Annotated in this window: 6 protein-coding genes and 1 pseudogene; 5 read left to right on the top strand and 2 right to left on the bottom strand. The window is 65.5% G+C overall.

What is annotated here, in order from left to right:
- The first annotated feature begins 96 nt into the window (after positions 1–96).
- Positions 97–585 carry a transposase gene (locus ACFWBB_RS20535; protein ID WP_385274120.1) on the top strand — a complete coding sequence of 163 codons (489 nt, stop codon included), beginning with the start codon at positions 97–99 and terminating at the stop codon, positions 583–585.
- Between the two features lie 160 nt (positions 586–745).
- On the opposite strand, the gene ACFWBB_RS20530 is transcribed toward ACFWBB_RS20535, so the two are convergent.
- Entirely contained in the window at positions 746–2,047 is a 1,302-nt protein-coding gene (locus ACFWBB_RS20530) for a GNAT family N-acetyltransferase (RefSeq protein WP_385274117.1), read from the bottom strand.
- A gap of 76 nt (positions 2,048–2,123) precedes the next feature.
- On the opposite strand from ACFWBB_RS20530, the pseudogene ACFWBB_RS20525 reads away from it, so the two are divergent.
- The 3 genes and pseudogenes from ACFWBB_RS20525 to ACFWBB_RS20515 form a co-directional block, all read left to right on the top strand.
- Positions 2,124–2,423: pseudogene (locus ACFWBB_RS20525) on the top strand (site-specific integrase); the annotation flags it as partial.
- Positions 2,424–3,266: 843 nt separating this feature from the next.
- Positions 3,267–4,106: a BRCT domain-containing protein gene (locus ACFWBB_RS20520; protein WP_385274114.1), complete on the top strand. Its 840-nt coding sequence runs from the start codon at positions 3,267–3,269 to the stop codon at positions 4,104–4,106.
- Between the two features lie 360 nt (positions 4,107–4,466).
- Positions 4,467–9,788, top strand: coding sequence for a sacsin N-terminal ATP-binding-like domain-containing protein (locus tag ACFWBB_RS20515; protein ID WP_385274111.1), 5,322 nt, complete (start codon positions 4,467–4,469; stop codon positions 9,786–9,788).
- A 232-nt stretch (positions 9,789–10,020) separates the two neighbouring features.
- Here the strand turns inward: ACFWBB_RS20515 and ACFWBB_RS20510 are convergent, their stop codons facing one another.
- Positions 10,021–10,542 carry a toll/interleukin-1 receptor domain-containing protein gene (locus ACFWBB_RS20510; protein ID WP_385274108.1) on the bottom strand — a complete coding sequence of 174 codons (522 nt, stop codon included), beginning with the start codon at positions 10,540–10,542 and terminating at the stop codon, positions 10,021–10,023.
- Positions 10,543–11,221: 679 nt separating this feature from the next.
- On the opposite strand from ACFWBB_RS20510, the gene ACFWBB_RS20505 reads away from it, so the two are divergent.
- Positions 11,222–12,679, top strand: coding sequence for a restriction endonuclease (locus ACFWBB_RS20505; RefSeq protein ID WP_385274105.1), 1,458 nt, complete (start codon positions 11,222–11,224; stop codon positions 12,677–12,679).
- Positions 12,680–12,772 lie beyond the last annotated feature (93 nt).

The following is a 12,772-nucleotide window of genomic DNA, read 5'->3' as shown; positions in this document are numbered from 1 at the left end:
CCGAGACTTGATCAAATAAACGGAGAGTGCTCCTGACCTGCAGCGATGGGACTTGTCTAAGGTCCTGTTGGCTGCAGGGAAAGAAGCACTCTCCAGGTGAAGAAGCGTATCGGGTCGTACCCGCGTGTCCGCATCGAGGGCGACGGCCGGACGGTGGTCTCGCAGGCCGGGGGCGTGCTGCTGGTCGAGACCGTCCGCAAGGCCGGCCTGGACACCGCGATATCAGCGGCGCTGACGCCGTGGCGGAAGGCTCGGGCGGTGCACGATCCGGGCAAGGTCCTGCTGGACGCGGCCCTGGCAGTCGCACTGAGCGGGGACTGCCTCGACCGCACGGCCCAGAACCGGATCTGGCTGGAGATCGTGCAGATCGCTCTCGACCTGCTGGCCTGGATGCCGATGCTCGCCCTGACCGGCGAAGCCAGGCTCTGGGAGCCCCGCCGACTACGGCTCCGCCTGTTCACCACGGCCGGACAGCTCGTGACCACCGGCCGTCGGCGAATCCTCCGCCTGGCCCGGCACTGGCCCTGGACCGGTCACATCATCGCAGCCCTCGACCGGCTCACCCAACTGCCCGACCCCGGCTGACCAGCAGATTCCCCGTCCCTTCGACAGCACCTCAACACCCGGAACAGTGGAATCCGGCGCCCCCCGAAGCGACACTCGGGTCTTCAGCCTGCACAGCTTCAGCCCACGGCACGAAAACGGTCCACCGACTCCGTCGGCGGACCGTCAAGAAAGATCGAGGCTAGCTGACCCAGATACCTTCAGGTGACAGGCGGCGCGCGAGCTGGCGGCCGGCGTCGCTGATTGGGGTCGACCAGGACACGTCGCCGACCTGGCAGCCGAAGTCCTCGGCGAGTGCATGCACGAGTTTGGAGGCGATACCTTGGCCTCGGTATGAGCCTGCAGTCCAGATCAGGTCGATACGCGGTCGAAGAGTGTCGTCACTAGCGCCAGACGTAGATTCATCGAGGAGATCCAATCGGCTGTGCTCGTTGGTGTCCGTACCAACTAGATAACCGATGACATACTCGTTTGCCTTCAGTAGGAACGCCCGGTCGTTGTTGGGTGCTTCTTCAGGTTCGCCTAGGTAGGACCATGAGTTGAAGTCATAATGGTTCTCTCTCATCGGCATACGTCCAGCCTTGGCTGCGAGCTTCCGCCAGGAGATGGGTGACTGAGGAGTGACCACCGCTAGATTACCAGGCCACATCAGGTTCTTGGGAACGCGGATGCCGAATGCCCAAGCTGCGTGGTGGGCGGTGTGCGCCTTACCGTCGTCCCATTGATCCCTCAGTGGCATTCCGCAGGGGCAGTCGTTATCAGTTGATACGTCGACGTCATCGAAGTGGATTGGATTTGCGCCGTGGCTGAGATCCTGGTCTCTGCCACCCACCCAAGGGCGGATGGGCGCATCCTCCGGCTCGACGTACCCAGACCAGCGATCGACCCACTGGGGGTACCGATCGGGGTACATCTCCCGGATAGTCTTCTGGACGGGCAATAGCGTCGGTCGAATCCATACACTCCCAGTGGTCGCTCGCCCGTTGAGGCGTAGTCCCCAGTGTTTGGACTTGCCTCGCAGAAAATTGAGAAACGTCTGTGGTGGCGACTGGAAGTCGATGCCTCGAACCAATTCCCGTTCGCCGGGAGCAAGCCACTCGTCAACGGGGAGCTGAAGTCGATCGGCGAGTGCGTGGAGTTGGCTGTATTCGTTCTCTAGTTCCGCTAGACGCAGTGCTTGGATCGTGGCCTCGACCTGTGAGAATTGAACAGGCAAGGTGATCCAGCGCGCGCCTTCCCCCCAAGAGAAGCTCCCCGGGTAGCCGTCGTACCAAATGCGGTCTGTGGACGCGAGACGCACGCGATCGAGAGCTTCTTTGTATGCGGAGGGCAGTTCGGGCTCTTGCCCCCGTGTAGTCGTGGCATCAACGTAGTTGTCGCGATCGAGTTCGACGCTTGCGTACCAACGGTAGGCCCGGACGGTGATCTTCCGGGATTCGGAGGGGCGGGCGTTGCGGTCTAGGTAGATCGTCCGCTCGGTCATGCACGGAACTCCGTAGCTGTGGTCAGATCGGCTATCGAGGGTCATTTCAGCCGGTCTGAGGCGCCAAGGGAAGAGAGCCTCAACCACGTACCGGCGTGTGTGGGACGAGGCGCGGCACCTGGCGCTCACGCCGAAACAAGTGGCCTCGCCGCTGCCTGCTCGACCGTACGACCTGCGGCACGCCGCGCTCTCCTCGTGGCTCAACGCCGGCGTGGACCCCACCGAGGTTGCGGAGCGCGCGGGCAACAGCGTCGAAGTGCTCCTCAGCCGCTACGCGAAGTGCCTCGACGGTCGGCAGGATGTCGCCAATCGCCGGATCGCCGAACTCCTCGGTGAGGACGACAGCCAGGAGGACGAGCCCGGCAACGGGCTCTGATCGCGACACACCTCCGACACACGCACTGCGGCATGATGGCCCCTGGACCACGGTCTGGGGGCCTCGTCGTTTTCCGGGGTTGACCTGCTGATTCCTGGTCGGCGGCCAGTCCACGCATAGTCCACGCACCCGACATACGGCCGCTCCGAGCGGCATACGGCTGCACATACGCCAAGACCCCGTCCTCAGCGAAAGCGCTGGTGGCGGGGTCTTTGGGCACCTAATACAAGGTGCCCCCGGCAGGATTCGAACCTGCGCACACGGCTCCGGAGGCCCTTTGGGTCTCAGACAATATGGCTGGTCAGGGCCGCGCAGGTGCTCGTTCGGCAGGTGCCCGGCCACAGATAGTCCATGAGGACGTGACCACTGCCGTAGGAGTTCGATCCGAGCTCGCAGCGGCTGCGGTCATCGTCTGGTGGGACAGCCGCACAGAGACGATGGTCTACGTCCTCGTCCGGCGGCGTTGGGGCCCCATGAGTGAACCATGGGACGGCGGCTGCTGCCTCTGGCAAAGTGATCGGCACTGCTAGACGATTCCCGTGAGGAACTTGTGAGCACGCTCGTTCAGCGCCATGGCGAGGGCGGCCGACCTTACCTCTCGGACTGGTGTTCGTGCAGCGAGGGTACGGCCGCAGTCGGCGAGGGTGCACTGGAGGCCGGCGGGGCTACAAGGGTGGAGTGCGATTCGGAAAGTTGGCATTGCCGTGCCACGAAGACGGTCGAATTGGTCCCCAAGGGGGACGCACCCCGGACGTGGCGCCGTCCTCATGATGATTGCCTATCGCCCAAGCGGGGCCGGATGGCAGTGCGGCAAGATGCACGTGAGGACGCGGAGGGGGTCTCATGGACGGGAAACTCTGTGATGGCTGGGTCTACTCGCTCAGTGGGCAAACGCTCTGTTTCACGGGCAAAGTGCTCATAGATGACGAGTGGGTAATCCGAAAGGACTGCACGGACATTGCCCAACAGCTTGGTGCGAGCTGGAAACCGGACTTTTCCCGCAAGATCACAGTCTTCGTGCACGGCGATCTCGCTAGTCAGGCCGTGACCGACGCTCACCGCGAGTACAGCAAGAAGCTCGTGCGCGCCGCATGGGAACGCGACCGGGGATACCACGTATGCGTCGTGGATGGGGATGGCTTCGCAGACCTTATCGGTGGCCACCCCGCGCGTTGCCGAGAGTTGCAGAGGGCGCGGGGTGCATACGATCACGTCCTCGTCTTGCCACAGGCTGGGGATGGGATCTTGGGCGGCCCACTTCGGCGACACACAGTCGGGCACCACGGTTCTGGTGCGCTGGCCCTCGACCTTGCCCACCTCGACAAGGGTACTGAGGCACACGAGTCGACGATTGCGGCACTCATCGAGTACCTGTCCCGCCAACACATCGAACTCCGCGCGCACGCTCGCAATGCCCCTCGATTCGACGCGGGATGGTCACGCGATGATGACGTCTTCATCGCCGAGGTAAAGAGTTTGACCGGCGCAAGTGAGGATCAGCAGATTCGACTGGGGATCGGACAGGTTCTCGACTACGCCCATCAGCTTCAACTGGCAAGGACATATGGTCGAATACGTCCCGTCCTGGTGCTGGAGAAGCAGCCGACCGACCCCAGGTGGACCTCACTCGCTGAGGCCAGCGGGATCCTCCTGACATGGGCCCCGGGTTTTGCAGGGTGCTGAAGCCTCAGATCCTCCCGCTGGGGCGGTGTAACGGGCGTTATCTCGACACTGCAAAACGACGCGCATTCTGACGGAGTGCCAGGTGCTTCGTGTTGGTCCGTACCCCTGGGACTGCAATAGCGGTTCCCTCGCCAACCCACCGCCCGTCATGAGCCGAGACCACCTGCTACTGGTCGAGAGTCGACCCGCTCATGCTTCTCTTAAGGCCGTCCGTCTCGCCTGGTGCCCCGCTAGAGTCCCTGCATAGACGGGGCAGAGGGGGCATACGTGGCTGCTGTCGACTTGGGTCAGCTTGGGGAGACGTGGGCGCGGGGGGCCGATGGCTCAGTTGGCTACGGCAGCGAGTTCGCCGCACAACTGATGACCTATACCCGGGAGGTGCTGGACGAGTGGCAGCACACTCGTAGGTGGCAGCCGGGCAAGCAGCTGCGCGGCCTCTCCCGGAGCACCGCTCGCGACTACAGAGGGCGCTTCCTCCTGGAACTGCTGCAGAACGCTCATGACGCGCACGCCGATAACCGGAGCGACGGGCGGGTGCACGTCCTACTCGACGAGGACGAAGGCGAGCACGGCACCCTCTATGTCGCCAACGCCGGCAACCCCTTCACATGGGACCGTGTGGATTCTGTATCGAAGCTCTCCTGCAGCGACAAGGTGGTGGGCGAGGGAATCGGCAACAAGGGCGTCGGGTTCCGCAGCGTGTTGCAGATCAGTGCCGCACCCGAGATCTACAGCGCCAGGCCCGACGGCGGCACCGCGGCCGTGCTAGACGGATACTGCTTCCGCTTCGCCACGTCCGACGACCTGAACCTGCTGCTGGCCGACGCCGAGCTGGTGCGCCGGGCGACCGAGGAGTTTCCGCCATTCCAGCTCCCGTTCCCGGTGTCCGCGGTCCCCGAGACCTGCGCGAAGCTGGCCCTGGCCGGCCATGTCACCGTGATCCGGCTGCCCTTGCGTAGCGAGACGGCATGCGGCGAGGTACGCCGGCGGATCGATGAGCTGGTCAGCTCAGGCGCTCCGCCCATGCTGTTCCTGGACCGCCTTGAGTGTCTGGTGCTGGAACGGCGTGCCGTTGACGTGCACGAGCGGACCGAACTGACGCGCCGCGAGGAGCGGCTGCCCGCGGTGCTGGAGGTTCCGGCCGCAGGCGCTGCACCGGCCGTGTCGCTGACGCAGGTCGATCTCGGACCGGCCGGCCGATTCGTGCTCGTACGCGGCACGGTGCCTGCTGCCAGGCTGAGGGCCACGGTCGCGGAGGCCGTCGACGACGAGGGGCTGGACGACTCCTGGGCCCAGTGGTCCAAGCCTGCCGTCATCGAGATTGCCTTGCCGGTCGCGCCAGCCTCATCCGGGCGTGTGTACACCTTCCTGCCGCTCGGCGACGACGTGACCGCTCCACTGGCCGGCCATCTCAACGCGCCGCTCTACACCAAGACCGACCGCACGGGTTACGACGGGGAACACCCGCTCAACACCATGCTTCTCGATGCCGCGGCGGAGACCTGTCTCACCGCCGCCACGGCGCTCCGAGACAGCGCAGCACCTGACGCGACCCGGTTGGCGGTGGATCTGGTGAGCTGGCAGCCGAAGTGGGCCGCGCGGCTGGCCGCTGCCTCCCGGCGTATTCAGGGGCGAGAGCTCGCCGACACACCGATCGTGCCGATGCTCGGCCCTGCCGGATCCTCGCCGGCGTGGGCAGCGCCTCGAGCCGTCGTTCTGTGGCCTGAAGTGGATCTGTCGGTGCTCACCGCCCGGGCGGCAGGTGAAGCTGGCCTGGCAGTGGTCGACACAGCTCTGCCGCGCGGGCCGCGCGCACGCCTCGCCAAGCTCTGCGAAGCCCTGCGTTGCCCGCTGGAACCGTCAGTGGACGCACTCGCCGGCCACGTCGAGCGGATCGCGGCCACGCTGCCGCTTCCTGGGCCCGACGACCCCGTCGATGTGTGGGACGGCGTGTACGCGGATCTGCCCCACCTCTTCGAAGGCCGCGGCCGGGTGCTGCAAGGCCGCAGACTGCTGCTGACGGCCGACGGGACGTTGGAGCGTACAAACGGCACGGCAGCGGTCGACTCCGCCTCTGCCAAGGAACGCCGCCGATCCCGGCGCCAGGCGTTCTTCCCGCCAGCCAGGGGCCTCTCCGGTCTCTCCGGTGCCACGGCTGCCGCTCCCGACGGCAACCTGGCGGTACCCCCAGCCCTGAGCAAGCGGCTGTTCTATCTGCACCCGGGACTGACTTGGATCGAAAGCGAAGGGCAGGTCCGCCGGCAACAGGCCCGCCTCTTCCTGGAACAGCACCGTCTCGTACGCCGGTTCGACGTGGCGGGCCTGCTGGAGCACGTACGGCACGCACTCTCGCAGAGCAAGGACCGAAGGCTGCGCGATCAGGCCCTACGCTTCGTCTTCCATCTGCACTGTTCTCGTCAGTCCTCCGGTGCGCTGCGCCTGCGCGACCTCGGTCTGTACGTGCCGTCGGAGGACGGACCGCTCATCCCGGCGGCCAGCGGCAAGTTCGGGCCGGGATGGTCCGGCTCCATGGGGGAGGATCTGGCGCGTGTGGCCCAAGAGGGGCGCGAGGAGAGCGCGTCCCTGCGCTCGCTCGCCCGGCAGTTCATCGCGATGCCGGACGCGTTCGTGCGCCGTAGGGAGACAGAGGCCGACTGGCGGGCGTTTCTTGCCGAGCTCGGCGTCACCGACGGCTTCCGTCCGGTCTTCACGACTACCGCCGACACCACGGCGGAGGGTTCGCAACTGACACCAGCCCACCTGGTGCGCATGGCGAAGGTGCCCGTCGCCGTCGCGGAGCAATGGCAGCCGCACATCCACCGCAACGGCGAAACCGCCCAGTACCCCTACACGCCGTACAAGGGGAGCCCTGCCTGGCGGCTCCCGGGCCAGGAGATCGTCGGCCAGCTGAGCGAGCCCGCCCGGCTCGCCTTCGCCCGCCTCGTGCTGCACGGTCTGCCGCGCTGGCAGGCCAGTTGCTTCACCAGCACCTGGCTCAGGGACCGGCCTGGCAACAAGGACCCCCAGGAAGTACCCACCCCGCTGGACGCCTTCGTACGGGAGCAACCCTGGCTTCCGGTGCGCGGCCGCGGCCGCACGGTGCGCTTCGTACGCCCCCGGGAAGCCTGGCACTGCCCGCCCAGCATGGAGGAGGAGCCCCTTTTCGCGCCGACGATCGCTCGCCAGGTGAGCTCCCTGCTGGAATCTCCGGAGGTGGTGGCGAAGCTGCGGTCGTACGGCCTTCCGACGTGGAACGACCCCCGGGACAGCGACAGGCTTGTCGCGGCCCTGGCCGACTTCGTCGCCGAACGCGCGGTCGGGCCCGAAGACCGCCCTGCGGTGCAACGCGCGAACGAGTACGCGTGGCGGTCCCTGGTCACCCGAGCCCGCACGTCCGCCGCGCCCGGCAGTCCGCCCATCACCCAAGGCGCCCTGCTCGCGGAGTCGGGAGAGCTGCTGACCGCCGTGCCCTTCGCCGACCTGCGCGACGGGAACAGCACGCTCTATGTCACAGACGAACGGGCAAGCGTCAAGACCCGCATCGCCCAGGAGATGGAACGCCCGCTGCTCGTGGTGCCGGGCCTGGCCAGGGAGATCGTCGATCTGCTCGGGCGCTGGGGAGCACGGTCGGCACGTCATGTGGACGAGGCCCGGTTGGAAGTCATCGTCGACAGGGAACCATTGGACCGGTCGGAGACTGGGACACAGCTCGTCTCCGTCCTGACCTGGCTGCCCTTGGTGCTGGCGGCCTTGGCCGATCACAGTCCGACAGGGATCCGGCCGACCGAAACGTCCCTTGCGGAGCTGGTCGCGGGCGCCCGGCGGATCGGCTCGCGCACCTACCGGACGCTGGAGATCCGGCTAGACGAAGAGGAGGTGGCGTTGCCGAGCCGGCTCGGCGGAGTCCTGCCGCTGCCCGACGACGACCGCCCTCTGCTCCTGCAGCGGGCCCAGCCCGAAGACTGGAACGGGGTGGCCCGGCTCGCCGAACCCGTCGCCCACCTGACCGGCCGCCCCGACCTCGGTGTCCGGCTGAGACTGGTGGCCCGCGAGCTGGAGCACCTGCACGCCGATCTCCGCGAGCCGGGGGAGGAGGAGCTCGGTCAGGCACTCGGTCTGTCCCCGAACCAGTTCGCCGAAACCGTGCAGCGTTACGAAGGCACAACCGCCGCCGTCGTCCACCGCTGTCATCCGTTCCTTGTCCACTTCCTGGGACGTCGGCGGGGCGACGCCCTAGTCGAACCACCTCCCCGCGACACCAGGGAGTTCCAGGCGGCGCTTGAGGCACACGCGGTGGAACTGCCGGTGGAGGCCGCCGTGCTCCTGACCAAGGCACGGCGGGCACGCGACATCGACGAACTGCGTGAAGCGCTCGGCGTCGGGTTCGCGGAGTTCAATGCCACCCTGGCCGGGCTGACTCCTCCGCACACTGTTATCAGCCACGCGGACGCCCACCGGGAGGCGATCGAGAAGCATTTGCAGCGACATCGGGGAGCGCTTCTCGACCGTCTCCGACTTGCTCGACTCCGGCGATTCGACGCCCGTGAGGCTCAGCCGGACTGGCGGCAGTTGCGCACGCTGGAGGGAATCGAGCCCCCCGCGGAGTGGAACACCACGCTGGAGACGGCGACACCGCAGCAGGTGCGCGCTCGGGTGGAGGAGGTCCTCGCCGAGCGGCTGGGCTCGCGACTCCCAGCGGAGGGCGCGGACCTCCCTGCCTATACGGCCCTGCTTCCCCGGAACCGAGCGGCCATCAGGACGGTCGTACCCGATCTGGTCGCCCTGATCCGTGCCTGCAGCCGTCCGCTGCCCGCCGCACTCGACCAGGGAGACCCGGCGGAGGCGGTGACTGAATTCCTCGACGAGGCCGGCGCGCTGGACTTCCGTCTGCTCGGAGCCGATGACATCGCCGCCTGGCTTGCGGCGCTCGGGCACTGGCCGGCTGGCATGCCTGCCAGCGCGGAGCCTGCCGTCCAGGGCGTGACAGCCGCCGAACTCGAAAGCGGCCGCATGGCTGCCGACTCGGTACGGGCACAGCGCGAGCACCGCCAGCGGATCGTCAGCATCGGCGGGAAGGAGCTCGATGTGCACACCGGTGACTTCGGCGAACTCACCGCCGAGCTCCAGCGAGCGCTCGATGCGGATCCGCAGCTCCTCGGCAACCGCAACGTCTTCGCCTCGCTGACTCCCATGGGGCCGGGGCGACGGGGAGCGTCGGCCGCTGGCCGTGGTGGCGGCAGAGGAGAGCCCCGAAGGCTGTCGGCCGCGCAACGAGAGGCGATCGGCTACGCCGGAGAATGGTTCGCCTATCAGTGGCTCTGCCGAAACTACTCGGCCACTAACGAAACCAGCTGGGTATCGACGAACCGCAGGAAGTTCTTCCCCGGACTCCCTGGGGACGACGGGCTTGGGTACGACTTCCGTGTCGGCAGCGGCCGTCAGCCCTTGCTGTTCGAAGTCAAGGCCAGTCAGGGCGAGGGAGGCCAGATCGAACTCGGCGAAAGCGAGGTCCGGGCAGCCCAGCGGAACACCGGCAGCGACCGCTGGCGGATCCTCATGGTCACGTCGATCCTGGAACCCTCCCGGCTCCGGGTGGCGATGCTTCCCAATCCCTTCAGCGCGCGAGGCCGCGATCTTTACCGGGAGGAGGGCGGCGCGCTGCGCTTCTCGTACCGCTTGTGAGATCAGCTTGGCTAGCCCCTACACCCACCTGCCTACTGTGGCCCAGTGCTGGTGGTACCAGACATCGCCACAGACCGAACCTCACGACATCGAGCGATGAAGAACTACGGAACGCTCATAAAATGCCTTCTCGGCTTGTGCTCGCGCAGTTGGAGAGCAGGCTCCACCGACTCACGTGCTTTGGGCTTGACGCCGGCGACGCAGAGCGAGGCCCGGGCACGCCTCCGGACGCCTAGTTCGCCGATGTGAGCGGCGCGGTCAGATCGTCCTCAATGGCGACCAGCTCGGCGATCTTGTTGGCAATGTCTGCCATCGAATCATCCGCCGTGTTCAACCCGTTTCGGGAGGCAAGCAAGGGGCTAACCTTCCGGAGTTCGTCGTAAGTCGTCTCGTGCACGACAGGGAGCAGCAGGTCACGTGCAAGGAGCTCCGAGAGCTCCTTGTCAGAGACGCCCCTGCGGTCGACGCGTTTCAGTAGCGCAGGGGTGACCAGGACGAGACCCGTACGCGACCTCGCCAGGCCCCTGTCGATTTCCCGCATGAACGGTTGGCCGAGCACAATGTCCTTCTCGCTGAACCAGACCGACACTCCCTCTGCTTCCAGCAGGTCGTGCAACTCCTTAGCAGCACCGCGCCGGTCATCCCAGGCGTGGCAGAGGAAGACATCGCGAAGGTCTGGCTCCTGACGCGCGCGCAACTCGACGGTGCGGCGAACGGGAGTCAGCGCCCGCACCTCGGCAGGCGTGTAAGTCACGGATGAGGTGCTCGGTGACCAAGGCGGCCGCGTTCTGCCGCTAATGGAGCTGCCCCTACTGCTCGAGCCGCCCCCGCTACTGCTCCGCGACGTGTAATCCGGCTGCGGGTAGTAGGGCCGGGGCGATGAGTACCCGGAGCGTCGGCCGCTGCACGCAGGGCACGCCGCAGCTGCGCTGGCGGTTCGATGGCCCCGGACCGGGGCCGTACAAGAACTCATAACCACACGGTAGTCGACGCGGCCCCTGGAGCCATCTCGTTGACGCGTAGCCCGGGGGCGCCGGCACATTCCAGCATGTCGCGATTCCCCGAAGGGTAAAGACGGTCACCCGCCGGATCATCGGGATCTGTGAACGCCAGGGCATCTCGGTTCCTCGGCGACCGCGTCTACCTGGGCGCCACCTCCTGGACGACCACACCGGTCAGACGCCCACCCTTGCCACGCGTGGTCGTCGAACAGCACACGGTCTACCGCGCGCTCCCCGCAGGGGGGCGCCGGTCGAACGCGGCCTGGCCAGACTGGAGTCCTGGCACGTCTTCCGACGAGTCCGGTGCAGCCCGAATGGGAGCTCGTCAATTGCCGCGGCCCTCCTCACTTTGGAGCGGCAACACTGAAACAGCTCATAGACTCAGCTCTTATCGGACGCGAAGTGCGTCCATCGAGAGGGGAGATGCACGCAGTGCTCGAGAGGATCAAGGAGTCCTTGCAGGGGGCGGACGACATTGGCTTCGAGATCCAGGAACGTCCCGATTGGTTGCGAGTAGGTCTACTTTGCTCGCCTCTGTCGCTGCTCTTTGAGCAGACACCTGGCGGAGATGTCTTCACATCCCTGCACTGCCGCGCCTCACGAACCTTCAGCGGAGATCGGACCGACCTGCACGACGTTTACTCGTTGCTGGCGGCTTCCGTTTTTCGGCACGCAGGTGCCTTTTCCGCGATGCTGATCGATATTGAGCATCCAGCCACGGGGATTCCGGGTGAGCTCTCCGGCCGTTACCTTGTCCCGGAGCAAGGGGCGGGCTACTTGTTGCCCCCGGATGAAGTGGGGCTTGGTTCTGCGGAAGAGCTGTTCGGGCATCTAGCCTTGTTTGAACGTCTAGCCCATAGGGCAACCACTCTTTGGCACCCTCAGCATTCATCGCCCATGGATGACGGTTATGACCCGAATCGTCAAACTGACCAAATCTGGGCGAGAGGTGTCGCTGAACAGTTGCAGACGGAGGCATCGGAAGAGGATCTCTTTTTTCAGAGGGACAGCACTGACTGGCTCTACTACCGGACTCACGACGGATCGGTTGCCGTGGTCGAGTCTGCAGAGGTTGCCCATTTCCTAAAGGCGGTGCGGGTCGATCCAGGCGAAGAAATTGCAGGGATTAACGGATTCCTCTATACCGGCAAGCACTTCCATCATTACGTTTCTCGAGAAATTATCCACGTCGCAGATCGTGTTCTTGAGCTGGACGGAGTGCTGGTTGGAAGCAGTAGTCCAGCCGCCAGTGCGACCGTTGTTCCCCTAGAGGATAGTGTTGTCCTATCCAGCGGAAATCGTGCTGTCTTGCTACGTCATGAGAGCGGCGTTTCCGGATTCTCGCGTGAACGCTCTCTGGTTCTTGAGCGGAATCGCATTGAACAGGAGAGACTTTTCCCGCCCAGTGAGTTCACCTGGTCCGAGGAAATCGACGGCGGAAGATTCGAGCGACTGATCTACGACTTGCTCGAGTGTGAACCGGGTGTGCGCGAGGTCCGCGCGATCGGTGCTTCGCGTGAACGCGATGGTGGCCGAGACGTCGTTGCATCTTGGGTCACGCCACCCGCTACCGGTGCGGCAGTCGTGGAAGGTGAGGCGGTGGTAAGAGAACGCCGCGTCATCATCCAATGCAAGGCCCGCAAGCGCAGCGTTGGCCGGTCTGATCTGGGCGGCGGAATCTTGGACACGCTATTCATGTACAAAGCCGAAGGGTATTTCCTTGCCACGTCAAGTCAGCCAGCAGTAGCAACCATCGACCTTCTGGAAGAAATAGCGCAGCGTGGTGGCTACTTCACTGGTTGGTGGGGAAGAACAGAGATCGAGCAGCGCCTGCGACGTAATCCGCAAGTTCTAAGGCGATATGCGGATATCGTCCAGCCGGTTCCGTAGCGTTTTTGGGAGGTGCGGCCCCGCGTAAGCCGGTTCACCGGCTCGGGCATCACGTAAGGTTCGGTGCTGTCGCATGCTGGCCTGTCCGTGGAA

Source organism: Streptomyces sp. NPDC060000 (genome assembly GCF_042737375.1).
Lineage (GTDB): Bacteria > Actinomycetota > Actinomycetes > Streptomycetales > Streptomycetaceae > Streptomyces.
This window is presented reverse-complemented; position numbering and strand designations above follow the sequence as displayed.

Excerpts from the sequence above, each read along its gene's own strand:
- ACFWBB_RS20530 (WP_385274117.1), bottom strand. The coding sequence starts at position 2,047 with ATGACCGAGCGGACGATCTACCTAGACCGCAACGCCCGCCCCTCCGAA.
- ACFWBB_RS20520 (WP_385274114.1), top strand. The coding sequence starts at position 3,267 with ATGGACGGGAAACTCTGTGATGGCTGGGTCTACTCGCTCAGTGGGCAA.
- ACFWBB_RS20515 (WP_385274111.1), top strand. The coding sequence starts at position 4,467 with ATGACCTATACCCGGGAGGTGCTGGACGAGTGGCAGCACACTCGTAGG.